Genomic DNA, 25,911 nt, shown 5'->3' with positions numbered 1-25,911 from the left:
ATCGAGGGGCCCTTTTCCACGCTCAGCTCGAGAACCAGAAGATCGCGCCGCCGATGGCGAGCAGGGCTGCGATCCCCAGGACCACCGCCATGAACTTGGCCGTCTTCCAAGTCGACCAGACTCCGCCCACCAGGAATCCCCCGAGCGCGAGCAACAACACGCCGACGACTCCGCTGTTCACAGGACGCCCTTCGTCGAGGGGATGCCGCCGGCGCGCGGGTCCGGCTCCGTCGCCGCTCGCAGGGCTCGGGCCACCGCCTTGTACTCCGCCTCCGCGATGTGGTGCGGGTCGCGGCCGTGGATCACCCGGACGTGCAGCGCTATCTGGGCGTGGAACGCCAGCGAGTCGAACACGTGCCGGGTCAGGACGAACGGGTAGTTGCCGCCGATCGTGAACGTGTTGAACTGCTCCGGCTCGCCCACGTGGACGCAGTACGGGCGACCGGAGACGTCGATCGCCGCGTGGGCCAGCGTCTCGTCCATCGGGATCCACGCGTCACCGAAGCGGCGGATGCCGCTCTTGTCGCCCAGGGCCTGGCGGATCGCCTGGCCCAGCACGATCGCCGTGTCCTCAACCGTGTGGTGGGCGTCGATGTGGACGTCGCCGGCGGCCTCGACCTTCAGGTCGAGTGAGCCGTGGACGCCGAACGCCGTGAGCATGTGGTCGTAGAACGGGACGCCGGTCGAGATGTCGACCTCGCCCGTGCCGTCGAGGTCCAGCTGCACGGAGATCGAGGACTCCTTGGTGGTCCGTTCGACCTTGCCGATGCGGGTCATCGCGAGACTTCCTTACTCGCCTCGAGGAAGGCGTCGTTCTCTTCCGGGGTGCCGATGCTCACGCGCAGGTGACCCGGGATGCCCGGGTCGCGGATCAGCACTCCGGCGTCCAAGTAGGACTGCCAGGCCGCCGACGGAGATGCGAACCGTCCGAAGAGGACGAAGTTCGAGTCGCTCGGCACCGGGTCGTAACCCAGTCCCGCCAACGCCTCCACCACTCGGTCGCGCTCCGCGGCCAGCTTGTGCACACTGTCCAAAGTGGCGTCCGCGTGCCGCAGCGCCGCCCGGGCCGCCGCCTGCGTGAGCCGCGAGAGGTGGTACGGCAGGCGCACCAGCTGCAGCGCGTCGACCACCGCCGGCGCCGCCGCCAGGTAACCGAGCCGGCCGCCCGCGAAGGCGAACGCCTTGCTCATCGTCCGCGACACGATCAGCGAAGCCGGGTAGTCCGCCAGCAGCGAGACCGCGCTCGGCTGGGACGAGAACTCCGCGTACGCCTCGTCGACCACGACGATCCCGGTGGCCGCGTCCAAAACGGAACGCAGCTCGTCGAGCGGGATCGACCCACCCGTCGGGTTGTTCGGGCTGGTCACGAACACGATGTCCGGCCGCCGGGAAGCGATGACCTCGGCCGCCGCCGCCGTGTCCAGCGAAAAGTCGTCGCGGCGCGGCGCCGGGACCCACTCGGTGCGGGTGCCGGACGCGATGATCGGGTGCATCGAGTACGACGGCTCGAAGCCCAGCGCGCTGCGCCCGGGACCGCCGAACGCCTGCAGGATCTGCTGCAGCACCTCGTTGGACCCGTTGGCGGCCCAGACGTTCGCCTCCGACAGCACCACCCGCGTCGACACGCTCAGGTAGTCGGCCAGGTCCTGCCGCAGCGCCACGGCGTCGCGGTCCGGGTAGCGGTGCAGCTCGGCCGCCTCGGCCCGCACGGCCTCCGCCACGTCCGCGACCAGCTCGGGGGGCGGCGGGTACGGGTTCTCGTTCGTGTTCAGCCGGACCGGGACGTCCAGCTGCGGCGCGCCGTAGGGCGACTTGCCGCGCAGGTCCTCGCGCAGCGGCAGCCGGTCCAGCGTGACCTCTTCGCCGATCGTCATCGGACCGAACCTCCGAAGCGCGCGGCGACGGCCTCGCCGTGCGCGGGCAGGTCCTCGGCGTCGGCCAGCGCGACGACGCGGCCGGCGACCTCGCGCAGCGCGTTCTCGGAGTAGTCCACGACGTGGATGCCCTTGAGGAAGCTCTGCACCGACAGGCCCGAGGAGTGGCGGGCGAACCCGCCGGTGGGCAGCACGTGGTTGGACCCGGCGCAGTAGTCGCCGAGCGACACCGGGGCGTACGCGCCGACGAAGATCGCGCCCGCGTTGCGGACCCGGGCCGCGACCGAACGCGCGTCCGCCGTCTGGATCTCCAGGTGCTCGGCGGCGTAGGCGTCCACCACCCGCAGCCCGTCGTCCACAGTGGACACCAGGATCACGCCGGACTGCTTGCCGGACAGGGCTTCGGCGACCCGCGAACTGTGCTTCGTCGCGGCAACGCGGTTCACCAGTTCCTTGTCCACCGCGTCGGCCAGCTCGATCGACGTCGTGACCAGGACGCTCGCGGCGAGCGGGTCGTGCTCGGCCTGGCTGATCAGGTCGGCGGCCACGTGCACCGGGTCGGCCGTTTCGTCGGCGAGGACGGCGATCTCGGTGGGCCCGGCTTCGGCGTCGATGCCGATCAGGCCGCGCAGGAGCCGCTTGGCCGCGGTGAGGTAGATGTTGCCCGGCCCGGTGACGATGTCGACCGGCGCGAGCTCGGCGCCGTCGGTGTCCGTGCCGCCGTACGCCAGCAGCGCGACGGCCTGCGCGCCGCCGGCCGCCCACACCTCGTCGACGCCGAGGAGTTCGGCCGCGGCGAGGATGGTCGGGTGCGGCAGCCCGCCGAACGCGGCCTGCGGCGGCGAGCAGACGACCAGCGAGCCGACGCCGGCGATCTGCGCCGGCACGACGTTCATCACCACGGTGGAGGGGTACACGGCCAGCCCGCCCGGCGCGTACAGCCCGACGCGCTCGACCGGCACCCACTTCTCGGTGACCGTGCCGCCCTCGACGACGGTCGTCGTGACGTCGGTGCGGCGCTGCTCGGCGTGCACCTTCCGGGCGCGGCTGATCGATTCCTCGAGCGCGGCGCGCACGGCGGGGTCCAGCTCCGCCAGTGCCTGCGTCAAGGAAGCCCGCGGCACCCGCACGGACGCCGGGCGCACCTTGTCGAACTTTTCGGTGTACTCGAGGACGGCTTCGACACCGCGGTCACGGACCGCCTCGACCACCGGGCGCACGTGATGCAGCGCCGCGTCCACGTCGTATTCGGCGCGGGGCAGCGTGGCGCGCAGTTCGGCGGCGGTCGGGACCTGCCCACGCAGGTCGGTGCGGTTCAACATGACCACCAGGGTACGAGGTCACGTCCAGCACCTTTTCAGCGATACTCCCCGGTGACGGCCGATCCCAGCATGCAGGAGGCAGCGGTGGCGCGAATCGCGTTGTGCCAGGTCAACTCGGGTGACGATCCGGAGGCGAACCTGAAGCTCGTTCGCGAAGGCGTCGAGGCCGCGGTGGCCGACGGCGCGCGGATCGTCGTGTTCCCCGAAGCGGCCATGGCGCGGTTCGGGCGGCCCCTGGAGCCGGTCGCGGAGCCCCTCGACGGCCCGTGGGCGTCGGCCGTGGCCGCGGTCGCCGCCGAGCACGACGTGGTCGTCGTCGCCGGGATGTTCACGCCGGCGGACGCCGGGCGGGTCCGCAACACGCTCCTGATCACCGGTGGCGGGCACCACCGCGGCTACGACAAGATCCACCTCTACGACGCGTTCGGGTTCGCCGAGTCCGACACGGTCGCGCCGGGCACCGCCCCGATGACGTTCGAGCTGGACGGCGTCGTCTACGGCGTCGCGACCTGCTACGACGTGCGGTTCCCGGAGCTGTTCCGCGCGCTGGCCGACGACGGCGCCGACGTCGTGCTGCTGCCGGCGTCGTGGGGCGCGGGCGAGGGAAAGCGCGAGCAGTGGGAGGTCCTGGCGCGGGCGCGGGCGCTCGATTCGGGCTGCTGGGTGCTGGCCTGCGGCCAGGCCGACCCCGCGGCGACGGGGGTCACGGTCAACCCGAAGGCGCCGACGGGAATCGGGTACTCGCTGGTCGCGGACGGCTTCGGCCGGGTGGTCGCTCAGGCGGGCGCCGCTCCCGAGACCCTCCTGGTGGACGTGGACCCGGCTATCTCGGCCCAGGCCCGCACGGCCACGGGCGCCCTCGCCAACCGCCGCCTCTGAACCGCAAAGGGGCACTTTCACGTGAAAGTGCCCCGGGCCGGGTCAGCGGAGGAGGCCTTCCCGGATGGCGACGCGGACGAAGCCCGCGCGACGGCGTTCGCCCGTCTTGTCGCGGATGCGGTCCAGGTACGACCGGACCGTGCGGACGCTGATGTTCAGGATCTCCGCGACGTCGACGTCCCGCTCCCCCGCCGCCACCAGGCGGAGGACCTGCTTCTCCCGTTCCGACAGCACGATCTTCGGGCCCGCGTGCCGCTCCTCGCTGTCCTGGATGATCATCCCGGCCAGCGTCGGCGACACGTACGCGTTGTCGTCGGCGATCGTGCGGATCGCGCGCAGGAGCTCGTCGCCGTCGACGTCCTTGGACAGGAAGCCCTTCGCGCCCGCCTGCATCGCGCCCAGGACCTCCGGCTGTTCCGCGTGCGCGGACACCACCAGCACCTTGTGCCCCATCTGCCCCACTTCCAGGACCGCGGCCGCGTCCTGGACACCGCGCAGCTTGAGGTCGAGGACGACGACACTGCCCGCGGGCTGGTCCTGGACCGCGAACCGGGCCACCGAATCCGCCACCGCGCCGAGCTCGATGTCCGGGGCCTCGGTGAGCACGCGGGTCAGGGCGTACCGGTAGAGCGGGTGGTCCTCGATGACCCCGACCGCGATGCGCCCGCTCATTTGCGGCCGCCGCGCCGGGGGCCGGCCTCACCGATCAGGCCGCGCCGGATGGCCTCCTTGACCAGGCCCGGCCGCCGCCGCTCGCCCGTCTTGTCGCGGATGCGGTCGAGGTAACCGCGGACCGTCCGGACGCCGATGCCGAGGATCAGCGCGATGTCGACGTCCCGCTCCCCCGCCGCCACCAGCCGCAGCACCTGCTCCTCGCGCGGGGACAGCTCCGCTTCGGCCGACACGGCGGGCCGGTCGGCGTTGTCCTTCATGATCATCCCGGCGACCACCGCCGAGACGTACGCGCCGCCGCCGGCGACCGTCTTGATCGCGATCAGCAGCTCGTCGGCGTCGACGTCCTTCGACAGGAACCCCCGCGCCCCCGCCGCGATCGCGCCGAGCACGACCTCCGGTTCCGCCTGCGCGGACACCACGAGCACATGGTGCCCGAGCTCGCACACCTCCAGCACGGCCGCCGCCCCCGCGACGCCCGGCAGGCCCAGGTCGAGCAGGACCACGCTGCCCGGCGGCTGCCGGTGCACGTGGAACCGGGCGACCGAATCGACGACCGCGCCGAGCTCGACGAAGTCGGCTTCGGCCAGCACGCGTTCGACGGAGACGCGGTACAGCGGGTGGTCTTCGATGACCGCGACCCGGACCCGCCCCTGGCCCAGCTCACCCTCGGTCGGACGCTCTTCTGTCATGTGCACGACTTTCACCCCGTTCCACCCGACGGAGCCGGCCGCCCGGCCGTGGCCGGGTCCAGCGCGGGGCCCGTCGGCACCAATGCCAGCAAACTACCTGCGACCGGCGGTCCGGCAACGCCTCCGTAGCCGAGCGAGGCCAGGGCCTGCGCGTTCACCACCGGGTACTTCCGGCCCGTGTCGGTCACCAGGTACGCGGTGGCCGAACCGGCTTCGACGACGACGGCTCCCCCCGAGGGAGGCACGAACACCTCGTCCGCCACCCTTGCTTCGGTCCGGGTGGCGACCTGGATGGCTTTGGCGCCAACGGGAAGCGGGAATTCGGCCGAAACGAGCAGCCGGCTGCCCTGAACGCACAGCGCGACGGAGCTGCCGGTGATCGCGGCCTTGCCGGGGATGCGGTCGGGGTAGCCGGCCGGGTCGGCACCGCCCGCGCGCGGCGCGGCGACCTTCGCGACCGCGGCGACGTCGGCCGCGCGCACCTCCACCGGCGCGGGCGGCCCGGAGTAGGCGGCGGCGTTGGCCTCCGTCGTCACCAGCAGGCTCGCCTCGGTCTGCCCGACCGGTTCGAGACCCTCGCGGCGGACCAGGTAGTACGACGTCGCGGTGCCGGGCGCGGCCATCGCGTCGACGACCGCGAGGACTTCGCCGACGCGGGTGCCGCGGCCGCCCACGGCCGGTCCCGGGTTCCCGGCACCGGCGACCGGCAGTGCGGTCAGGTCGCGGCCGGCCGGGACGGTGTCGAGCCACCGCGAGGCCACCGCGATCGTCGGGTAGCTGTCGAACTGCAGGGCGGTCGCGGCTTCGTCGCTCAGCTTGTGCCGCCGTCCGCCGGCGAGCAGGAAACGCTCCCCCTGCGGCAGCCGCACGATCACGCCCTGGTCGCGCGGCAGTTCGACGCCGGACGCGGGCGCGGCCAGCAGGACCGCGGTGCGCGGCTCGGCCGACGCGGGCGCGTCCTGGGTGGTCCGGCTGCAGCTCGTCCAGGGAACGGTCACGAGCGCGTTCGGCGAAGGCAGCGAGTCGGGCGCGCCGGGGATGCCGATCTGGGTGCCGCGGCCGGCCTTGCCGAGGTTCTCCGGCGACACGGACACCGTCGCGCTGCCGTTGCCGCCGGCCAGCAGCCGCGCGGAGGCGTAGTTGAGCACCGGGTGCAGGACGCCGTCGGCGCCGAGCACGAACCGGGCGCCGGTGCCCTCCTCGACGATCACCTTGCCGCCGGCCAGCCAGTCCTTGCCGCCGGAGGGGTTCAGCAGGCCGATGATGCCGAAGACGGCGGTGACCAGGAGGGCGGCCACGACCCCGAGCACCGTGCCGAGCACGAGACGGCGGCTGGGCGAGACGGGGTGGTTGGCGTCGGCGGCGACGAGCGCGGAGACGAGCCTGCGGCGGAGGAACTGGTACGCCTGGATCTGGTCCCGCTGCGTCCACACGCTGCTGTGCCCCCGGATGTGTGCGTCATCCTCCCGAGCAGCCGATGCTAGGCACCGGAGGAGGGTGCGGCGAGGGTAATTTTTACGCCCACGCCCTATCCGGGCAGGCAGTAGCGTCGGAGGCCGGGGAAAGGGGAGCCCGTGTCCGTCGATACCGCCGTCCACCCGCCACCGTCCCGGCCGGCGCTCACGCCGCTGCCGTGGCTGCTGCCGATCCGCCCCCTGCAGGCCGCGGTGTGGGAGCTCGCCGCGATCGCCGTGCTGCTCGCGTGGCTGGTCGACGGCGTCACGCAGCCGGTGAAGATCGCCGTGAGCGCCGTCGCGGGGCTGGTGGTGCTGCTGACGTCGGTGCGCTTCGCCGGGCGGCACCCGGCCGGCTGGGCGCTGACGTGGACGGCGTTCCGGTTGCGCCGCCACGACACCCGCCGCGACGGCCCGGACCCGCTGCTGCACGTGGCCGGGCCGGTGAAGGTCCGCCAGCACGTCGACCGCGCGGGCAACCGCTTCGGCGTCGCGGAGATCGACGGCGGGTGGAGCGCGCTGATCCGCCTGACACCCGGCCCGGGTGCGCCGGGGCCGCTGGTCGACGCCCTGCGCTCGGCCTACATGCGGGCGGACATCCCGCTGGCCTCGGCCCAGCTGCTGACCTGGGCGATCCCGCACGGCGACCAGGTGCTGCGGGTGCGGTGGCTGGCGGTGCGCTACCGCCCGGACCTCGCGCCGGTCGCGGCGCTGGCCCGCGGCGGGGGTGAGCTCGGCGCGCTGCGGAGCACGGCGTCGGCGGCGTTGAGCCTGATGGGCGCGGTGGCGGAAGCCGGGTACCAGAGCACGGTGCTGGAGGCCGGCGAGCTGGCGAAGGAGCTCCGGGTGGCGTTGGGCGTCCAGGGGACGGCGGCCGGGCCGCCGGACCGGTGGAAGTCGTGGGTGTGGGGTGAGTCCACGCAGATGTGCTTCACGCCGCGGTCCGCCCGGGTGCTGGACGTGGCGGTGCCCGGGGCGGCGTTCACGGCGACGTCGTACACGCTGACGCGGACGGCCGGCGGCCAGGAGAAAGCGGTGGTGACGATCCGGGTGGGCGCGCGGGCGGGCGCCGACGTCCCCGTGCCGCCCGCGGTGGTCCCGCTGCACGGGCGGCACGGGGCCGGGGTGCGCCGGACGCTGCCCCTCGCCCTGGATTCCTGACTCAGTTCACGACGAACGTCCGGATGCTGCGGGCCGGCAGCTGGGCGTTGAAAGCTCCGTTCGAGATGGTGATGCCGGTGGAGGGCGCGAGGTTCGCGCTCTGGTTGGTCAACCAGGTCTGCGCGGTCGCGGAACCGGTGTCCCGGAGGGTGAACGCGAGGTCGGCCGCCGCGGTGTTCTTGTTGATGGCGACGATGACGATCCTGGCCCCGCTCTTGTACGCCGAGATGTAGACGTTCGCCTGCGGGTTCGCGGTCGCGGTGATCCGCTGGTAGTCGGGGCGGACCCACTTCGCGAAGTGCGCCATGCAGGCGCCGCGCTTGCTGATCTGGCCGTCTTCGCGCATCGGGCCGTACGAGCGGCGGATGTACCACCACACGTAGGTCTGGAACCGGCCGTCCACCAAGGCGCGGTGCATGTGCTCACCGACGTCGAGCGCCTGCGGCCACAGGTCGGCCGAATCGGTGCTGTTGGGGTAGTAGACCTCGGTCATCCACAGTTCCTTGCCGGCACCCTTTTGCTGGAAGAGCGGGTAGGGCAGGTCCGCGAACGAGGTGCCGTAGAGGTGCGCGCCGATGATGTCCACATTGGCCAGTGCGGCAGGATCGTTGAGGATCGGGTCGGACATGTTCTTGCGGTACTGGAACGACTCGGGAGCGATCACCCGGGTGGTGAGCGAGCCGGCGTTTTCGCGCAGGAACTTGACGATCTCGGCGGCGGTCCACGCCGTCCAGTCGTGCGCGTAGTCCGGCTCGTTCTGGACCGAGATCCCGTACAGGTTCACGCCGTTGTTCTTCATGAACGCGGTGAAGTCGTTCAGGTGCTGGGCATAGGCGCCGTAGGAGCCGTACTTCAGCCGCTTGCCGCCGGAGAAGCTCTCGGTCATCGAGGCGGGCGGGTTCCACGGCGAGGCGAAGACCTTGGCCCCGAGGTCACTCGCCCGCTTGGCCGTGGCGACCTCGCGGCTCCAGTTGTTGCGGTCCTCGTGGACTGGGATGCGCAGCACGCTGAACCCCAGCTGGTTCGTGCCGTTGCCGAACGCCGTCTCGCGCTGGGCGGCGGTGAGATCGCCGATCCAGACGGTGTGGTTCATCCCGCCGAAGCCCTGGATCGTCTGCTGCACGTTCGACGGCTCGACGACCACCGCGGCGGCCGCCGCGGCCGGGGACGCGGTCGCCGCCAGCACCACCGGCAGGGCGGCACCGGCCGCCAGCACGGTCCGCCGGCGCAGGAGCGGCGAACCCTCGATTTCGGACTGCTGTGGACGTGCGGTCATGGCATCTCCCTGGAGTCGTCTGGACGAACAGCCTGGGAGCGCTCCCGAAACAGTCCTAACAGTGCCCGTGCGACACGGTCAATGAAACGTTCAGTCGAATATATCGACCGCCGGAAACCGCGGCGCACTCCTGGGCTCGCTCTTCCTCGGCCTCTCGGAGACGATCGTCACCGTTGTCCAGCTTCAGGCGCCGGGGTGGATCCAGGGTCTGCTCGCTGTGTTCGCCACCGGATTCCCGCTCGTGACCGCGATCGTTTCTTCATCCTGCTGTGGTGCAAGAAGGCTGCCGAATCGGGCATCCGATCGACGTTGGAGTCACTGCATCGCCAACGCGATCCGGAACAACGTCGTCCACGTCAAGCTCGACGAGATCGTCCGGGACACCGACGCGGTCGCGGAGCTGCTCGTCGACGACACGACCACGGTGCAGCAGCTGGTCCAGGTCGCCGACCGCGATCGGCGTGTCCAGCACGGCGACGATCGTCCTCTCCGCGAAGCCGACATCCGCCCGACGGACAAGCTCATCGCCCTGCCGCTGCGGCGCCCTGCCCCGCGCTTCCGGACATGACCGGGCAATCCCACTCAGCCGCGGACGGCTTCGTACACCCCGGCGATCATCGCCACCACCGGCACCAGCGACAGCAGCACGAGAAACTCCGTCACGTCCAGCAGCCGCGACCAGTACGGCGACCGCAGCCCGCGCGCCACCCGCGTGGCGTACACCAGGCAGAGCACCGCCGCGCACACGACCGCGCAGCCCACCGCGAACACCGCCGTGCGCTGGCCCGACGCGACCAGCCACACGCCGGCGGACACCAGCGTGGCGACGCCGAAGCCGATCAGCACCAGCCGCTGCGCCCGGCCCGCGTACGACCGCGACCGCAGGGTCCACGCCAGCCCCAGCAAACCCGCGAGCCCGGCTTCCCACGGCCCGCCCGAGGCCAGCACGACGGAACCGGCCAGCACCACCGACCCCAGTGCCACCAGCAACCCGGTCAGCACCGCCTGCGCCCGGGACGTCCGGCCGATCATCTCCGTGCCCAGCGACGGCTGTTCGTCCGCGCGGAACGCCTCCATGTCGTCCGGGACGCGCGGCAGCGGCAGGCGGGCGAGGCGCAACGCCAGCATCGGCGCCACCGCGGCCAGTGCCGTGCACAGCACCGCGGCCACCGCCGCCGCCGAGAGCGGGGACACCCCCGCCAGCAGGACGACCCCGCAGGTCAGCGCGCCGAAACCCGCCGCGCCGGTGATCGCCACGAACCACGGCAGGCGGTCGGCCACCGAAACCGCCGCCAGGACGCCGTACACCGTCACCGCCGCCAGGCCCGCGGCGAGCGGGCCCGCCGATAGCGAGAACAGCGGATGCGGTGGGAGCACCGACATCCCGGCCAGCAACGCCACGCCGACGCCGGCCAGCGAGCCCGCCGCACCCGCCTCTGCGTCGCCGTACGCGCGGCTCAGCGCGCCGCCGCCGAGCAGGAGTACGAGGGCGAGCAGCCCGGTCCCGATCGGGGCCAGGACACTGCCCGAGGCCGCCGCCTGGACCAGCAGGCCGCCCGCCAGCAGCAGGACCACCGCGGCGACCAGGCCGGACCGCCGGGCCACCGAGGGGCCCCAGCCGCCGGACGTGTCGGCGACGCTGGCGATCGAGTCGACGACGTCGTCGAACAGCAGCGGACCCCGCGGGCGCTCCCGCGGGGTCAGGTGCAGCACTTCGCCGTCCCGGATCTGGGCCGCGGCGACGCTCAGGCCCAGTGCCAGTGGCGCGCCGCCGAGCCTCGACAGCACCCAGCCCGGGTGCTCCGCCGACGCCTGCCCGGACGCTCCGGCCAGCCGCACCAGCTGGGGCACCAGTTCGGCGAACGTCGACTGCTGCGGGAGAGCGACGTCGACGCGGGCCCGCGGCGTGACCACCGTGACCCGCCGGGTGGTGCCGGTAAGAGAAGCCGTCATCACACGTCTTTCGCGGCCGCGATCATCGGGGCGAACTTGGCGGAAGACGCCTCGGCGAGCTTCTGCAGCCCGGCGTTCACCGCCTCCAGCACGATCTCCGAGAGGTTGCGGGCGTCGTACTCGCGGATCGCGCGGGGGTCGATGTCGATCGAGGTGAAGCGGCCGTCGCCGCGGAGGGTGACGGTGACCTCGTTCTGCCGCGAGTGCGCCTTGACCTCCATCGCCTCGACCGTGCGCTGGATCCGCTGGACCTCTTCGGTCTGCTTGCGCACCTGCGCCAGCAGCTCGTCCATGTCGGGCACCGCGTACGGATCGGTCACTGTGCTTTCCCTTCTTGCTGCCGGACGTGGACACTGGCCACGAACCGCTGGAAACCGGGCGAGAGCCGCCGGGCGGTCGCGGGTGCGGCCGTGCAGGCGAGCTCGAGCACCAGGCGCTCCGCCGGCGTGGCGCCGGGGACCGTCAGGTGCACCTGGGTCTGGATCAGCTCGGTGCCTTCGCCGGTGCGCAGGCGCAGCAGCTGCATCACGGCGGGGGCGGCCGCGTCGCCGACGTCGCGGCGGCTCAGCACGTCGAGCCCGGCCAGCGTCCGCGAGAGACGTTCGACCGCTTCCGCCGCGATCGCATCGATCGTCGTGTCGTCGGGTCGCTGCTGGACGCTCACGGTGATGTTCGGGACGAACTCGCCCGGTGCGGCGTCGTGCACGGCGACGAACACCGCGCCGGAGTCGCCCGGGTCGACGGCGGTCCAGCCATCCGGGATGACGAAGTCGAGGGGAAGGGTCATCACAGCCCCACGTACGCCACGGCGTCGTCCCAAGCGGCGCCGGCGGCGTCGGCCGCCTCCGTTGCCGCGTGGCTGACCGCGTCGACCGCCGCACCGCCGTACTCGCCGATCGTGTGGCCGAGTTTCGGCAGGTCGATGTCGATCTTCGCGCCGACGCCCAGGCCGAGGCCGAGCGCCGCGCCCGCCTTGAAGTTGACCTTGAGGTGCCCGGCGTCGTAGACGGCTTGGGCGTCGAGCTGCGCGCCGAGGCCGTACTGCAGCGTGCCGTTCGCGCCGACGCCGATGCCCGCGACGTCCGCGGCGACCTCGCCCTCGACCTTCCCGCCCACGAAGGCGTTCGCGTGCGCGCCGACGCCGTGGGCGCCGATCGTGCCGGACGCGCTCGCCTCGCCGCCGGCCAACACCGTGCCCTTGGCGTGGGCTTCGGCCACGCCCCACGCCTTCTTGGCTTCGGCTTCGCCGTGCAGTGCCGCGAGTTCCGCGTGCCCGGAGGCCGACGCGTCCCAGCCCTTCGAGGTGATCTTCCCGTCGTACTCCGGGGACCAGCCGTCCTGCTCGTGCTGGAACTTGTAGTAGGTGATCTCGGTGTTGCGGCCGATCTTGTTCTTCAGGCCTTCGGCTTCCGGCTGCCCGAACGGCGTGTCGGCCTTCTTCGGCGCGCGGGTGCCTTCGAGGCCGTCCCAGGTGAGTTTCTTCCAGCCGGAGTTGCCGAACCACGACGGCACGGTCCGCGGCCGCTTCCGGCCGTCCAGTGGCTCGCCGTTGAGCCAGTGCAGCGGCCCGCGGGCCCACTTGCCGAGCTCGTGTTCCAGGCGGCCGACGCCTTCGGGCGGGAACAGCTCGGCGAGCGCGTCGGCGAACTCGTCGACGACCTGGCGGGCCGCGGCGACGCTCTGTTCCCCGAGCTGCCGCGCGGCCTGGATGAACGCGCCGACCGAAGCGGAGTTCACCGCGCGGGCCTGGGCGGTCAGCTGGGCGGCGTAGGAGTCGAACTGCGCGAGCACCGAGTCGACGGCTGCTTCCGCGGACTGCACGAGCCGGGCCGCGGTGGCGAGCCGGTTCGCCTGGTCGCCGAGTTTCGCGGCCGTTTCGGCGAGGTCCTTGCCGAGTTCGCCCGCGGCCGTCGCGAACGCGGTGTAGGCGTCACCGTCCCAGTCCGCGTGCAGCGTCTTCGCGGACTCGTCGATTTCCCGCGCCCGCCCCGAAACCGCCGACGCCCGGGTGGCGACGCGGTGCGAAGCGGCGCTCAGCGCCCCGGGATCGCCGGTGACGCGGCGGCGGCACTCGACGAGCACCCGCCGGTACCCGGACAGCACGGAGCTGACCACCCCGGACGCGTCGACCACCCCCGAGCCCGCCACCGGTCAGTTCCCGGCCGCGTCGTAGCCGACGTGCTGGCTGAAGTGCTTGCCGTTGTAGTCCAGGTCGATGTCGAGGTCGAAGTCCTGCCCGCCCGGAGCCTCCACAGTGGACTCACCGGTGGTGAGGTTGGTGTGGATGACGACCTCGTCGGCGTGCCCGGCCGCGGGCACCGGCGCGGGTGCGGGTGCGGGGATCGACGGCGTCGTCCCTGGGTGGTCGACGGCGATCCAGCTGTCGGCCGGGTTCAGCGGGGAGCCGTTGCCGGTCACCGCGGCGCCGCCGCTGGAACCGCCGCCGGCGGCGAGCGCGGGCGGGGTGTAGTCGGTGAACGAGGGTTGCTGCGGGATCCCCCCGCCGCTCCCGCCTGCCACCGCCTGCTGCCCCGACGGGCTCGCCACCGGCGGCGGGGTCTGCGGCGCGGTGACCGGGGTGGTCCCGATCGACGACTGCGATGTCGCACCCGAACTGCCGGAGCCGTGGTGGAAGAGCTTCTCGATCTCGCCGATGACCTGCGCGAGCGTGGTCACCTGCTGGGCGAGGTCGACCGCACCGAGCGCCTTGAGCAACGCGCCGATCGCGGTGATGAACGCCCGCAGCGACGCACTCGTCGCGGTCGACAAAGCGACCGCGGCGCCGTAGGTCCACCAGTTCGACATCAGCGCGGCGACCGTGGGGTTCACCGCGGAGACGACCGCGCGGTAGGCCTCCTGCGCGGTCTTGATCAGCGTCCCGGAGACACCGAGCAGCTCGGCGCCCTTCTGGACGACGGTGATGATCTTCGTCAGCTGGTCGAGCGAGTCGCTGATCTTCTTCAGCGCCGACTCGCTCGCCGCCCCGGACCAGATCTTGCCCAGCTGGTCGGCCGCCTTGGTCAGCTCTTGGTACATCGAGAGGAACTGCTCGGCCTTGCGGACCAGGTCCGCCACGTGCTTCGCGATCTGCTCCGGCTGGCCCGTGACGATCTGCGGGAGGATGGTGATCGGCCCGCCCGAGGACGCGGTCGCGTCCATCGCGCTGGAGTTCGGGAAAGTCAGCATCGGTCCTCACATGAAGTTCGAGGGGCGGACGATCAGACGACGGAGGCGGGCCGGTAGACGCTGACCTTCGCCAGCCCGCCGGTGCGGGCGTCGAGCAGCCCGTGGTTGTAGAGGCGGCCGCCGTCGCCGGCGACGCCGATGACCGGCTGGCGGTCGGAGAACAGCAGCGGCTCCACGACCACGACGTCGCCGCTGTGCACGCCGCCGGGCACGTCGGAGAACGTCCGCGCGGTGCCCGCGTAGACCTCGATCAGCCCGACCCGCGCCTGGTTGTCGGCGTCACCGGCGAGCCAGTCGTTGAAGTCGGCGACGCCGTGGAAGCGCGTGTCGGTGATCGGGTGGTCGCCGAGCCGGCCCAGCCGCGCGTCCCCCAGGTAGCGCAGCACGTTCCCGACCGACGACGGCTCGCCGTGGGCGCCCGCGCTGTCGTTGATGGCCAGGGTGGCCAGCTCGGACGCGTGCGAGCTGCCCCAGATCGACGACGCGGTGCCGCTCGGCGCGTGCCCGCCGCCGTAGCCGGAGGCCACGTCCCGGTCGGCCGCCTGGTAGGCATCGGCGCTGGCCTTGACCAGCCCGTTGATCTGCTGCAGCAGCTGCAGCAGCGTCCGGACGGCGGTGATCTGGCCGGAGTGCAGGGCCGCGTTCGCGGCGGCGACCGCGCTGCCGAACGTCGCGAACGACATCGGCGGCACGACGAGCCGTTCGAGGTCGGCCACGGCGTTGATGCCGTGCGCGATGATGCCCCCGACGTTGCCCACGGCGGAGCGCATCGCCTCGGGCTCAGCCCGGTACTCGCCGGCCATGGCTCTCCTTCCGGGTGGCTTGCACGGCCCGAGCGTAAGTTCGGCCCCGGAAGCGGGCGGACGGCAAAAGTACCCACCGTGCCCGGGCGGCAAGTGGCCAAAATACCGGTCAGAGCCGCCCCGATCCGCTGGAGCATTGCCGCATGAGCCTCATCCCCGAGCGCCCGTCCGAGATCGTGCTGCAGTCGCCGCCGATGCTCCCGAAGAGCTCCTCCGGCGGCATGGTGCAGCTGATGATGTTCCTGCCGATGATGCTCGGCATGGGCGCGATGTCGTTCGTCTACATCGGACGCGACGGCGGCGTGATGACGTGGATCTTCGGCGCCCTGTTCCTCTGCGCCATGGGCGGCATGGTGGTGATGTCGCTGGGCCGCGGCGGGATGGCGAAGAAGGCGCAGATCAACGACGAACGCCGGGACTACCAGCGCTACCTCTCCGGGCTGCGCACCCAGGTCCGCGACATCGCCGACGGCCAGCGCGCGGCCATGGTCGCCGTCCAGCCCGACCCGGCCGACCTGTGGGCCTACGTCGAGACCGGGAAGCTGTGGGACCGCCGCCGCGGCGAGCCGCAGTTCGCGCAGGTGCGCGCGGGCACCGGGCCGCAGCGGCTCGCGACCCCGCTGAAGGCACCGCAGACCGTACCGCTGGAGGACCTGGACCCGGTGTCCTCCACCAGCCTCAAGCACTTCATCCGCACCTACTCGACGGTGGACGGCCTGCCGGTCGCGCTGTCGCTGCGGTCGTTCGCCGCGGTCACCGTGGCCGGGCGGCGGCCGGCCGTGCTCGGCCTGGTGCGGGCGCTGCTGTGCCAGCTCGTCACCTTCCACTCCCCCGCGGACCTGCGGATCGCGCTCTGCGTGTCGCCGGACCGGCAGCACGACTGGGAATGGGCGAAGTGGCTGCCGCACGCGACCGCGGCCGGCGCGGCCGACGCCGTCGGCTCGCGGCGGCTGGCCGCCGAGACCGCGGCCGGGCTGGCCGAGCTCCTGGGTGCCGACCTCGGCGAACGCCCGGCGTTCAGCCGGCGCGCGGCCGCCGAACTCGACCTGCCCCACCTGGTGGTCCTGGTCGATGGCGGCAACGCCCACGGCGAGCCCCGGCTGGTCGGCCCGGACGGCAGGCTCGGCGTCACGGTCCTCGAAGTCGGGCAGGAGCACCCGCGGGCGTCGTCGTCCGAAAAGCTGCTGAGCCTGCACACCGCACCGGAGTCCCTCGGCATGGTCGTCGGCGAAGGCGGCGAGCAGCGGCTCGGCTTCCTCGGCCGCCCGGACGTCCTCGACCGCGGGGCCGCGGAAGCACTGGCCAGGATGCTGACGCCGTTGCACACCCCGGCCGCGGTCGTCGGCGAGAAGCCGATGTCGTCGACGTTCGGGCTGGCCGGGCTGCTCGGCATCGGCGACCCGCGCGACACCGACACCGCCGTCACCTGGGCGCCCCGGCCGGCCCGCGACCGGCTGCGGATCCCGCTGGGCGTCAACCCGGAAGGGCGGCCGGTCGAGCTGGACCTCAAGGAGTCGGCCGAGGGCGGGATGGGCCCGCACGGCCTGGTCATCGGCGCGACCGGGTCGGGCAAGAGCGAGCTGCTGCGGACGCTGGTGACGGCGCTGGCCGTGATGCACAGCTCGGAGACGCTCAACCTGGCGCTCATCGACTTCAAGGGCGGCGCGACCTTCGCCGGGATGACCGGGCTGCCGCACACGTGCGCCGTCATCACCAATCTCTCCGACGACCTCGCGCTGGTCGACCGCATGGCGGACGCACTCAACGGCGAGCTGCTGCGGCGGCAGGAACTGCTGCACGCGGCCGGGAACTACGCGTCGGTGCGCGACTACGAGAAGGCCCGCGCGGACGGCGCGCCGCTGGACCCGCTGCCGTCGCTGCTGGTCATCATCGACGAGTTCAGCGAGCTGCTGTCCTCGCGCCCGGAGTTCATCGACCTGTTCGTCGCGATCGGCAGGCTCGGGCGGTCGCTCGGGATCCACCTGCTGCTGGCCTCGCAACGGCTGGAAGAGGGCCGGCTGCGCGGGCTCGACTCCCACCTGTCGTACCGGATCGGGCTCCGGACGTTCTCCGCCGCGGAAAGCCGGGCGGTGCTGGGGGTCGCGGACGCCTACCACCTGCCGCCGGTGCCGGGCTCGGCGTACCTCAAGTCCGACACCGAGACGCTGATCCGGCTCAAGGCGGCCTACGTCTCCGGAGAGCTGCCGCCGCGCAGCACGGTCGTGCGCGAGGACGGGCGGGAACTGGGCGTGCTGCCGTTTTCCCTGGCGCCGGTGGAGATCCCGGTGACGACCGAGGTGTCTTCCGTTTCGGAAGCCGAGGGCACCGGCGAGACGATCATCGGCGCGATGCTGTCCCGCCTGGAGGGCCGCGGCCCGGCCGCGCACCAGATCTGGCTGCCGCCGCTGGCCGAACCACCGACGCTGGACCAGCTGCTGCCCCCGCTCGGCGAGGACGCCGCGCGCGGCCTCTGCCCGCTCGGCTGGGGCGGCAACGGGAAGCTGACGATCCCGGTGGCGCTGGTGGACAAGCCGTTCGAGCAGCGCCGCGACCTGCTGTGGGCCGACTTCTCCGGCGCGGCCGGGCACGCGTTGATCGTCGGCGCGCCGCAGAGCGGGAAGTCGACGCTGATGAAGGACATCGCGGGCGTGCTCGCGCTGACGCACACGCCGGCCGAGGTGCAGATCTTCGTGCTCGACATGGGCGGTGGCGCGCTGGCCCCGATCGCCGGGCTGCCGCACGTGTCCGGGTACGCCACGCGCCGGGACGCGCAGCGCTGCCGCCGGGTCGTCGCCGAGCTGACGACGTTGCTGGAGCAGCGCGAGGAGTTCTTCGCCGCGCAGGGCATCGAGTCGATGGCCGCGTTCCGCGCCCGCCGTGCGGAGTACGTGGAGAGCACGGACGAGCGCGAGTTCGGCGACGTGTTCCTGTTCGTGGACAACTGGACCACGATCCGCCAGGAGTACGAGCAGCTGGAGGAGCAGATCACCGGCCTGGCCGCGCGCGGGCTCGGCTTCGGCATCCACGTCATCGTCTCGCTCAACCAGTGGATCGGCGTCCGCGCCCAGCTGCGCGACGCCATCGGGACGCGCTTCGAGCTGCGCCTGGGCGACCCGATGGACTCCTCGATCGACCGCAAGGTGGCGGCCAACGTCCCCGCCGACCGCCCGGGCCGCGGCATCACGGCGGAGAAGCTCCACTTCCTGGCGGCGTTGCCCCGCATCGACTCCGACCAGCGCCCGGAGACGATCGGCGCGGGCGGCGTCGACCTGGTGCGGCGGATTTCCGAGGCGTGGCAGGGGCCGCGCGCCCCGCAGGTCCGGCTGCTGCCGCCGGAAGTGCCGCTGGACACCTTGCCGCCCGCGCCTTCGCGGCAGATCACCTTGGGTATCGCGGAGTCGACGTTGCGCCCGGTGTACCTGGACTTCGCGGCGGACCCGCACTTCGTCGCGTTCGGCGACGTGGAGTCCGGCAAGTCGTCGCTGCTGCGCGCGATCGCGTCCGGGATCACTTCGGCGTACCCGCCGGAGGAAGCGGCGATCATCGTCGCGGACTACCGGCGGGGTCTGCTGGGTGCGGTGTCCGAGCCGCACCTGCTGGGGTACGCGGGTGCGGAGGGCAAGCTGACCGACCTGATCGCGGAGTGCGCGCAGGCGATGCGCAACCGCCTGCCCGGCCCGTCGGTGACGCCCGAGCAGCTGCGGAACCGGTCCTGGTGGCGCGGGCCGGAGCTGTTCGTGCTGGTGGACGACTACGAGCTGGTGGCCACGGTGGGCCGCAACCCGCTGCAGCCGCTGCTGGAGTTCCTGCCGCAGGCCCGGGACATCGGGTTGCACCTGGTGATCGTCCGCGGGGCCGGTGGTGCCGGGCGGGCGTTGTTCGAGCCGGTGCTGCAGCGGCTGCGGGAGCTGGGCTCGCCGGGGTTGATCATGTCGGGGGCGAAGGACGAAGGCGCGCTGCTGGCGGACGTGAAGCCGTCACCGCAGCCGCCGGGCCGCGGAACGCTCGTGTCGCGGCGGCACGGGACGGGGCTCGTGCAGGTGGCGTGGACGAAACCGGCGGAATCCTAGTCTCCGGCGCGGCACGAGCCGTTCGAGGACATCCGCCCGGCGTCAAGATCTCCGGAGCCGTCCACATCGGACAGTGCCACGACGGAAGCCGTGGTCATCGCACCGGCCCGGTCTTCTCGGCGTCGAAGTGGTAGTAGCAGACCACCCGGTGCTTGCCCTGCGCCCAGCTCGACGACGTCGGCGTCACGACCTGGACGCGGACGCCGGGCACCGGGCCCGCGCCGGCCTCGCACCGGGCCAGGGTGGTCCGGTAGAGCTCCAGGATGTCGGGCATCGGGCCCTCGCCCAGCGGGATGACCCCGAACGCCTCGCCGGTGTGCCGCTCGGTGCACGACGTCCGGAGCACGTCGGCCTCGCCCGAGGTGGACGGGGACCAGAAACATTCGCCCGCGGCCAGGTCGAGCCCGTGCACCACGCTCTCGGGCAGCCGGTCCCGGCCGATCTGCTGCCACCACGCCGTCCCGTGGGCGATCTTGTACCCGAGCACGCCCATCCACGCCGTGAAGGCCACCAGCCCGCAGATCACCAGCACCAGCCCCCGCTGCCGCTGCTTCCTGATCCGGGCGATCGCGATGGCGCCGAACACCGGCGCGAGCAGGCCGCCCAGCAACCCCGACACGAGCGTGGCGACCGCGTAGCGGCTCACCGGCTGGTTGCGGAGCTCGGTGCGCATGAGCTCGTCGAAGAGCTCGGGATCGTGCTGTGGTGCTGTCATGTCTTCCCCTCCCGCGCCGGGAGCCTAGCGGGGGCCGGCCCAGGACTTCGCCACCTTTTCGAGCTCGACGGCGAACTTCCGCACCGCCGGACATCGAACCCCCACGGGTAACCGACTTCGGTAGGTTCCGAAAATCCTTCACGGCTCTTACGTTGAGCTGGACGTCCCGTTCGGGACGGGTACCCGGATCACCTTGGCCGAAGGGCATTTTCATGCGAATGTCGAGGGCTGTAGCCGCGGTGGGCGCGGCCGCCGCGGCGCTGAGCCTGGTCTCAGCGGGGGTGGCGGACGCCCAGCAGGACATCATCGGCGGGACCACGGTCTCCTCCGCGCCCTGGGGCGCCCAGATCTACTGGAACAACGTGACGACCTACGGCGGCTTCGAGTGCTCGGGCACGATCATCGCCCCGCAGTGGGTGCTCACCGCCCGGCACTGCCTGAACTCGCCGGGCATGCACGTCAAGGTCGGCAGCGTGACCCTCCAGCAGGGCACGAACGCGAACGTCGACCAGCAGAAGGCGTCCCCGAACGGGGACATCGCCCTGCTGCACCTGTCGACGGCGGTCAATACGACGTACATGAAGCTCGGCACCGGCAACCCGCCGACCGGGTCGACCAACCAGATCTACGGCTGGGGCCGCACGCAGGGCAGCAGCCCGCCGTCGAGCACCCTCAAGACGGCCAACGTTCGCGTGACGGGCCTGAGCTCGGACGCCTACGGCGGCACGGCGATCGCCAGCCAGGGCATCAACGGCTCGGCCTGGCACGGCGACTCGGGCGGCCCGCAGCTCTCCAACGGCGTCCAGGTCGGGGTGTGCTCGACGGGCAACAACTCCGGTTCGAACCCGCAGGGCACGCAGAACTACGCCAGCATCGCCTTCAGCCGCAGCTGGATCCGCACCACCGCCGGCGTCTGAAGCCTGCCGCGGCTTGTCGTGAGTGGTAAGGCGGGTTCCAACCAGCCTTACCACCCACGACCGGATCAGTCCACAATGGACGCCCGCAGCGCGGCCTTGTCCGGTTTCCCGGACGGCGCCACCGGAACCGCGCCCACGAAGCTGAACCGCGCCGGCACCGCCGCCTCCCCCAGCTCGGCCGCCACCGCCTTGCGTACCTCGTCCAGGTCCGGCGACCGGCCCGGCACCGGGACCACGAACGCGTGCGCCGCTTCGCCCGTCAGGGAGTCCGGCACCGCCACGACGTACGCCTGGTCGATGTCCGGGCACGCGGCGATCGCCCGCTCGATCGGGCCGGTGTAGTGGATGATCGCGTTCACGATCACCACGTCCCGCGCGCGGCCGGACAGGTGCAGGTAGCCCTCGGCGTCCAGGAACCCGAGGTCCTGCGTGCGCACCCAGCCGTCGCGCAGCACCTCGGCCGTGGCCGCCGCGTCGCGCCAGTAGCCCGAGAAGGCCGACGGCGTCCGCACCCACACCTCGCCTTCGCGCACCGAGATTTCCACTGTGTCGCAGGGCTTCCCGACCGAGCCGAGGCCCTCGTCGGCCCGGCAGACGGTCAGCATCCCGGTCTCGGTCTGGCCGTACGCGTGGTGCATCGCGGGCCCGATCCGCTCGGTCGCCTCGGCGAGCGTGTGCGGCGGCACCGGCGACCCGGCCACGATCAGCGTCCGCAAGGCGCTCAGGTCGACGTCTTCGGAGCGGAGCACGTCGAGGATCCGGTGCAGCCGGGGCACGGTCGTCAGCGCCGCCGTGATGCCCAGCCGCGGCAGCACCGCCGGGAAGTCCGGCGGCGCTTGCGGGATCACCGCCGTGCCGCCCGCGAGCAGGCACACGCCCAGCTGCTCGACCATCACCGCGCTGGCCAGTGACCCGAACAGCAGGTACCGCCCGAACCCCGCCCCCAGCCGCTCGTGCGCCGAGCCCGGCACCGGCGGCCGCCAGACCCGGCCCTCGGTCAGCGCGCGATAGCTGTAGGCCACCCCCTTCGGGACACCCGTGCTGCCGCTGGTGAACACGACCGTCGCGATGTCGTCGAGGCGTCCCTGCGGCACCGGCTCGGTGAAGCGGGCCACCAGGGAGTCCACCGGCAGCACCGGCACCCCGGCTTCCCACGGCTCGTCGGCGACCACCGCCGCGACGTCGCCGAGGACGTGCCGCAGCTGCGCCTCCGGCAGCCCGGGCCGCACCGCGACCGCGCGGGCGCCGAGCACGTGCACCGCGATCAGCGCGGCGAACCCCTCCGGGGTGACGGCGGTGGCGAGGCCGACGCCGTCACCCGGGCCGAGCCCCGCCGTCCGCAGGCCCGCGGTGAACCGGCCGATCAGCTCCCGCAGCTCACCGCGGGTGGTCACCCGCGCGCCGTGTTCGAACGCGGGGACCTCCGGAGCGCGCTCCAGCTCGTCCAGCAGTGCCTGCGGGTGGACCATCGCGACTCACCTCTCGCCCGGGGGATCCCGGTCTACCGGGCGGATCTCAGAATTTCGGCAGAGCCGACCGGGGGCCGCACCCGCAGGGACAGCTTGACCGCGACGGCGAGCGCCGCGATCAGGCCGGTGGCGGCCGCGAGCGTCCAGAAGTCCGGGTGCACGACGGACTGGCCGCGCTCGGCCTGCCAGGTGAGCAGCGCGAGCAGGCCCGCGTAGCCCGCGCCCGTGGTCCGGACCAGCCGGCGGCGGACGACGTCGGATTCGAGCACCCGGTGGCGGCGGGCCGTCAGGAGCAGCCCGAACGCGACCAGCGGCAGCACCTGCAGGGCGTGGATGCCGATGAAGTGCGGGATCCGCAGGTCCCCGCCGGTCGTGCTCCAGCCGAGCACCGGCAGGCCGGGGCCGCCGTCGTCGACGCCGACCGAGTGCGCGCCGAACGTCGAGTACTTGCCGTTCGCCTCGAGCACCGCCTGCTGCGCCGGCGTCGGCGAGAACATCAGCGTCGCGACGTACATCCCCGCCACGGCGAGAGCGGCGCCCCAGCGCAAGGCCGACCTCAGGGCCCGGTCCGGGATGCGCTGGAACAGCAGCAGGACGGCGACGGCCGCGGTCATCAGCCACGCCGTGTACGCGCCGCCGGCGACGACGTTGTTGATCGCGGCGTCGATGGGCGTCGACTGGTTGAAGTGCAGCGTGCGGCCGCGGACGACGATCTGCCACACCAGCAGCACGAAGTCCAGGCCGATGCCGGCGGCGAACAGCGTCCCGAACCACCAGCCGGCCCGGCGGCCGCGGCGCACGTGCGTCAGCAGCCACGCCAGCGTCAGCGCGTACAGTCCGATCGACACGGAGAACTTGAACGGCTTGAGCCAGATCGGCGCGTTGACCAGCGTGCGATCATCGACCAGGAGCCCGAGCAGCGAGGCCGCGCACAGCACCCCCATCGCCCCGGCGAGCACCACCAGCGGGCGGTGCCACGCGCGGAGCGTGACCAGCGGATTTCCCTTGTCTGCCATGGCTCGAGCCTGGCTCGGGGACACCGCGGAGGCACTGGAGCGCACCACCGTCCCGGGGTGGGGAACGCCCTACCCCGGTCCACGTGGGTAATAGTGCCGTCACCGCGACCGGCAGTTGTGCCGTTTGACCACACTGGCCTCTTTTCTAGCGTGACTTTCACACCGCGCGGACCACCGCGCCAGGGGAATTCGCTTCAGGAAGGAGGTGGCCCGTCGATGTCCAGTCCGGGATTCCAGGCAGATTCCGCTGCCATGACGCGCGCCGTCCAGGGTTTCGAGGAAACCGCGACGAACGCCAAGTCCACGATGGCCAGCTTGGAGTCCGAGCTGACCGAGGCGCTGCGCAACTACAAGGGTGACCAGGCCGTGGCCTTCTGGGACCTCCAGCGGCGGCTGCAGGAAAAGATGTCCGCGGCGGTGAAGGAGCTCGACACGATGTCGCAGCTCGTGCACACCAGCCACGCGAACTACGGCCGCGGCGACGCCGACGTCCACCAGAGCTTCCAGGGGGTCGGCAACACCCTCGAGGGCTCGGGCGTGCTCCCCCGCCTCAACCCCTGACCGAGAGGACGCCCACCATGGCCGACGTCGTCGAAATCAACTTCGCCGCGCTGCAGCACAGCTCGGCATCCCTGGCCGCCAAGGCCAAGGCACTCACCTCGCAGCTGGAGCAGCTGCACCAGAACCTGCAGCCGATCACCGCGACCTGGTACGCCTCCGGCAGCTCCGCCGGTGACGCCGCCCGCCAGGCGGAGACGCGCCTGCGCCAGGCCACCGCGGACATCGTCGCGATCATCGCGCAGTTCGGCGGGAAGGTCGGCGAGGCGCACGACCTCCAGCAGTCGCTGGAGAACCGCAACCAGGGACTGTTCGCGGGCTGATCCGCGCCCCAGACGTCGGTCGGCCGGTGCGGGAAACCCCCCGCTCGCACCGGCCGACCGGCTTTCCCCCTGTCCGCAAGTCGCGCCCAGAGAGCCGGGACCGATGCCAGACCAGTCGTACTACGTCCACCTGGAATCGCTGAAGGACTTCGTGCGGGAGCTGGAAACCCAGATCCACGCGATGTCGAAACCGAACGACTTCCTGCTCACCCTCGGCGAGGAGCCGCTGCTGTTCGGCGAGTTCGGCGAGGCCGGGTCGCTGGCCGAGGCCCACCGCGCCGCCGTCTCGGAGATGCAGGGCCTGCTCGACCAGGTCCGCAGCGCGATCGGGTTCGCCCAGGACGTCACCACGACGGTGGCCGACGGTTACCAGCACGCCGACCAGTCGGTGGCCGGGGACCTGCACGCTTCGGGCGCCGTCACCGGCCTGCTCGACCCGGTGCTGGGCCTGCTGGGCGGCGGGAACACGAACGGGAGCGGCAAGGGATGACGAACACCGCGCACACGAACTTCGCCGCGTACAGCCACCAGCAGCTCTACGCGATGCTGCAGGCCGGCGACCCGAACAGCGCGCGGCACGCCGCCGACAAGTGGAAGTCCGCCGCGCTGCACCTGCACGAGCAGGCCCACAACCTGAACGCCGAACTGACCGAGTTCTCCGGCCAGTGGACCGGGGGCGCGGCCGACCAGTACCAGCGGATGATCACCGACCTCGCGAACGGCATCTCGAAGGTGGCGCAGACCGCGGAGGCGATGAACGTGACGCTCGGCGACGCCGCCGACGCGCTGGTGAAGGCCAAGAAGGAGATGCCGCCGCCGGTCCCGGTGCCGGACGTCGCCCCGGCCGACGTCGCGCTCGCGGTGAACCCGCCGCTGCTGCCGCCGGACGCCTCGCCCGCCGTCGTGCAGGCCGCGGCGCAGCAGCGTCAGCAGGCCATCGCGAACGTCGAAGCGCAGCAGGCCGCCGCGAACGCCGCCGGGTCGGCGCGCGAGCTGGCGATCGTGGTCATGACCCAGCTCGCCGGGGAGTACACCGCCGCGGAGGAGTCGATCCCGGCGTCGCCGAACGCCGTCCAGACCCCTTCGACCCCGCCCGCCGGTGGGGGCGCCGGGAGCGCCGGTTCGCCGGGGCTCGTCGGCAACGGCCTGACCGGTGGTGGCGGTGTCGTCGTCACCCCGGCCGACGGGCACCCGCTGCCCGGCGGCGGCACGACGACGACGCAGCCCGGGACGACCGTGCCGACGTCGAACCCGCTGTTCGGCGACATGTTCACCGCCGGGCTCGCCGCGGCTTCGGCCGCCGCGTTCGGCCGCTTCGGCTCGATCATGCCGAAGGTGCCGTCGTGGGCGACCGGCAAGGATCCCAAGGAAGACAAGGAACAACCGCCGGGCACGAAGCTCGGCGGCGGTGGGGCCGGCGTCGCGGGTGGCTCCGGTGGCGGCATCCCGATCGGCGGCGGGGACGCGCCTTCGCTCGGCGGCGGGGGCGGGGGCGTCCCGGTCGGCGGCGGCCTGAGCGGTCCCGGTGAAGTCCCGGCGGCGCACTCCGGCCTGGCCGGCGACGGCAGATC

At 72.4% G+C, this 25,911-nt stretch carries 26 protein-coding genes; 9 read left to right on the top strand and 17 right to left on the bottom strand.

Annotation, left to right across the window (positions count from 1 at the left end; genetic code table 11):
* Positions 1-22 precede the first annotated feature (22 nt).
* Genes IE317_RS16340 through hisD form a run of 4 tightly spaced genes read right to left on the bottom strand, consistent with a single transcriptional unit; the run spans position 23 to position 3,196 of the window.
* Positions 23-181, bottom strand: coding sequence for a hypothetical protein (locus IE317_RS16340; RefSeq protein ID WP_191310891.1), 159 nt, complete (start codon positions 179-181; stop codon positions 23-25).
* Positions 178-777, bottom strand: coding sequence for an imidazoleglycerol-phosphate dehydratase HisB (hisB, locus tag IE317_RS16335; RefSeq protein WP_191310889.1), 600 nt, complete (start codon positions 775-777; stop codon positions 178-180). The genes IE317_RS16340 and hisB overlap by 4 nt, the downstream gene beginning before the upstream one ends.
* Complete coding sequence (locus IE317_RS16330; RefSeq protein WP_191310887.1) at positions 774-1,874, bottom strand: histidinol-phosphate transaminase; 1,101 nt, start codon at positions 1,872-1,874, stop codon at positions 774-776. The genes hisB and IE317_RS16330 overlap by 4 nt, the downstream gene beginning before the upstream one ends.
* Complete coding sequence (gene hisD, locus IE317_RS16325; protein ID WP_191310885.1) at positions 1,871-3,196, bottom strand: histidinol dehydrogenase; 1,326 nt, start codon at positions 3,194-3,196, stop codon at positions 1,871-1,873. The genes IE317_RS16330 and hisD overlap by 4 nt, the downstream gene beginning before the upstream one ends.
* Before the next feature lie 84 nt (positions 3,197-3,280).
* On the opposite strand from hisD, the gene IE317_RS16320 reads away from it, so the two are divergent.
* The gene (locus IE317_RS16320) at positions 3,281-4,075 is read left to right on the top strand and encodes a carbon-nitrogen hydrolase family protein (RefSeq protein ID WP_191310883.1); all 795 of its coding nucleotides are present in this window, start codon (positions 3,281-3,283) and stop codon (positions 4,073-4,075) included.
* A gap of 42 nt (positions 4,076-4,117) precedes the next feature.
* On the opposite strand, the gene IE317_RS16315 is transcribed toward IE317_RS16320, so the two are convergent.
* The 3 genes from IE317_RS16315 to eccB are packed head-to-tail and all read right to left on the bottom strand — an operon-like array spanning position 4,118 to position 6,872.
* A complete protein-coding gene (locus IE317_RS16315) occupies positions 4,118-4,747 on the bottom strand; it encodes a response regulator (RefSeq protein WP_091307348.1) in 630 nt (209 codons plus the stop codon).
* Positions 4,744-5,439, bottom strand: a complete 696-nt coding sequence (locus tag IE317_RS16310; RefSeq protein ID WP_229902734.1) for a response regulator transcription factor — start codon at positions 5,437-5,439, stop codon at positions 4,744-4,746. The genes IE317_RS16315 and IE317_RS16310 overlap by 4 nt, the downstream gene beginning before the upstream one ends.
* An 11-nt stretch (positions 5,440-5,450) precedes the next feature.
* Positions 5,451-6,872 (bottom strand): type VII secretion protein EccB, encoded by a 1,422-nt coding sequence (eccB, locus tag IE317_RS16305; protein ID WP_191310879.1) that lies wholly within the window; start codon positions 6,870-6,872, stop codon positions 5,451-5,453.
* A 141-nt stretch (positions 6,873-7,013) separates the two neighbouring features.
* On the opposite strand from eccB, the gene IE317_RS16300 reads away from it, so the two are divergent.
* On the top strand, positions 7,014-8,054 hold the full coding sequence (locus IE317_RS16300) for a type VII secretion protein EccE (RefSeq protein WP_191310878.1): 1,041 nt from the start codon (positions 7,014-7,016) through the stop codon (positions 8,052-8,054).
* A 1-nt stretch (position 8,055) separates the two neighbouring features.
* Here IE317_RS16300 and IE317_RS16295 read toward each other — a convergent pair whose 3' ends face one another.
* Positions 8,056-9,330 (bottom strand): glycoside hydrolase family 30 beta sandwich domain-containing protein, encoded by a 1,275-nt coding sequence (locus tag IE317_RS16295; protein ID WP_191310876.1) that lies wholly within the window; start codon positions 9,328-9,330, stop codon positions 8,056-8,058.
* A gap of 217 nt (positions 9,331-9,547) precedes the next feature.
* Between IE317_RS16295 and IE317_RS16290 the strand changes: the two genes are divergently transcribed.
* Positions 9,548-9,898: a hypothetical protein gene (locus IE317_RS16290; RefSeq protein WP_191310874.1), complete on the top strand. Its 351-nt coding sequence runs from the start codon at positions 9,548-9,550 to the stop codon at positions 9,896-9,898.
* A 14-nt stretch (positions 9,899-9,912) separates the two neighbouring features.
* Here the strand turns inward: IE317_RS16290 and eccD are convergent, their stop codons facing one another.
* Genes eccD through IE317_RS16260 form a run of 6 tightly spaced genes read right to left on the bottom strand, consistent with a single transcriptional unit; the run spans position 9,913 to position 15,272 of the window.
* Positions 9,913-11,283 (bottom strand): type VII secretion integral membrane protein EccD, encoded by a 1,371-nt coding sequence (eccD, locus tag IE317_RS16285; RefSeq protein WP_191310872.1) that lies wholly within the window; start codon positions 11,281-11,283, stop codon positions 9,913-9,915.
* Positions 11,283-11,603: a YbaB/EbfC family nucleoid-associated protein gene (locus tag IE317_RS16280; protein ID WP_191310870.1), complete on the bottom strand. Its 321-nt coding sequence runs from the start codon at positions 11,601-11,603 to the stop codon at positions 11,283-11,285. Before IE317_RS16280 ends, eccD begins: the two co-directional genes overlap by 1 nt.
* Entirely contained in the window at positions 11,600-12,070 is a 471-nt protein-coding gene (locus IE317_RS16275) for a hypothetical protein (RefSeq protein ID WP_191310868.1), read from the bottom strand. Before IE317_RS16275 ends, IE317_RS16280 begins: the two co-directional genes overlap by 4 nt.
* Positions 12,070-13,431 carry a WXG100 family type VII secretion target gene (locus IE317_RS16270; protein ID WP_191310866.1) on the bottom strand — a complete coding sequence of 454 codons (1,362 nt, stop codon included), beginning with the start codon at positions 13,429-13,431 and terminating at the stop codon, positions 12,070-12,072. The genes IE317_RS16275 and IE317_RS16270 overlap by 1 nt, the downstream gene beginning before the upstream one ends.
* 3 nt (positions 13,432-13,434) lie before the next feature.
* On the bottom strand, positions 13,435-14,469 hold the full coding sequence (locus IE317_RS16265; protein WP_191310864.1) for a WXG100 family type VII secretion target: 1,035 nt from the start codon (positions 14,467-14,469) through the stop codon (positions 13,435-13,437).
* A 32-nt stretch (positions 14,470-14,501) separates the two neighbouring features.
* Positions 14,502-15,272 (bottom strand): WXG100 family type VII secretion target, encoded by a 771-nt coding sequence (locus IE317_RS16260; RefSeq protein WP_191310862.1) that lies wholly within the window; start codon positions 15,270-15,272, stop codon positions 14,502-14,504.
* A 143-nt stretch (positions 15,273-15,415) separates the two neighbouring features.
* Here IE317_RS16260 and eccCa point away from each other — a divergent pair, with 143 nt between their 5' ends.
* Positions 15,416-19,342 (top strand): type VII secretion protein EccCa, encoded by a 3,927-nt coding sequence (gene eccCa / locus IE317_RS16255; RefSeq protein WP_191310860.1) that lies wholly within the window; start codon positions 15,416-15,418, stop codon positions 19,340-19,342.
* Between the two features lie 94 nt (positions 19,343-19,436).
* Here the strand turns inward: eccCa and IE317_RS16250 are convergent, their stop codons facing one another.
* Positions 19,437-20,057: a septum formation family protein gene (locus IE317_RS16250; protein ID WP_229902733.1), complete on the bottom strand. Its 621-nt coding sequence runs from the start codon at positions 20,055-20,057 to the stop codon at positions 19,437-19,439.
* Positions 20,058-20,269: 212 nt separating this feature from the next.
* Here IE317_RS16250 and IE317_RS16245 point away from each other — a divergent pair, with 212 nt between their 5' ends.
* On the top strand, positions 20,270-20,974 hold the full coding sequence (locus IE317_RS16245) for a S1 family peptidase (RefSeq protein WP_444859542.1): 705 nt from the start codon (positions 20,270-20,272) through the stop codon (positions 20,972-20,974).
* A gap of 65 nt (positions 20,975-21,039) precedes the next feature.
* On the opposite strand, the gene IE317_RS16240 is transcribed toward IE317_RS16245, so the two are convergent.
* The gene (locus IE317_RS16240) at positions 21,040-22,443 is read right to left on the bottom strand and encodes a class I adenylate-forming enzyme family protein (RefSeq protein ID WP_191310858.1); all 1,404 of its coding nucleotides are present in this window, start codon (positions 22,441-22,443) and stop codon (positions 21,040-21,042) included.
* Positions 22,444-22,475: 32 nt separating this feature from the next.
* Positions 22,476-23,459: a hypothetical protein gene (locus IE317_RS16235; protein ID WP_191310856.1), complete on the bottom strand. Its 984-nt coding sequence runs from the start codon at positions 23,457-23,459 to the stop codon at positions 22,476-22,478.
* 216 nt (positions 23,460-23,675) lie between these two features.
* Here IE317_RS16235 and IE317_RS16230 point away from each other — a divergent pair, with 216 nt between their 5' ends.
* The 4 genes from IE317_RS16230 to IE317_RS16215 form a co-directional block, all read left to right on the top strand.
* Positions 23,676-24,020: a WXG100 family type VII secretion target gene (locus IE317_RS16230; RefSeq protein ID WP_152603733.1), complete on the top strand. Its 345-nt coding sequence runs from the start codon at positions 23,676-23,678 to the stop codon at positions 24,018-24,020.
* 17 nt (positions 24,021-24,037) lie between these two features.
* A complete protein-coding gene (locus IE317_RS16225; RefSeq protein ID WP_003057455.1) occupies positions 24,038-24,340 on the top strand; it encodes a hypothetical protein in 303 nt (100 codons plus the stop codon).
* A 103-nt stretch (positions 24,341-24,443) separates the two neighbouring features.
* Positions 24,444-24,830, top strand: coding sequence for a hypothetical protein (locus IE317_RS16220; protein ID WP_191310855.1), 387 nt, complete (start codon positions 24,444-24,446; stop codon positions 24,828-24,830).
* The coding region (locus IE317_RS16215; protein ID WP_191310852.1) for a WXG100 family type VII secretion target at positions 24,827-25,911 on the top strand (1,085 nt) is incomplete at its 3' end. The genes IE317_RS16220 and IE317_RS16215, both read left to right, overlap by 4 nt.

It is taken from the genome of Amycolatopsis bullii, assembly GCF_014654205.1.
GTDB classification, from domain to species: Bacteria; Actinomycetota; Actinomycetes; order Mycobacteriales; family Pseudonocardiaceae; genus Amycolatopsis; species Amycolatopsis plumensis.
Note: the sequence above shows the minus strand (reverse complement) of the source record. Positions and strands in the feature narration are given on the sequence as shown.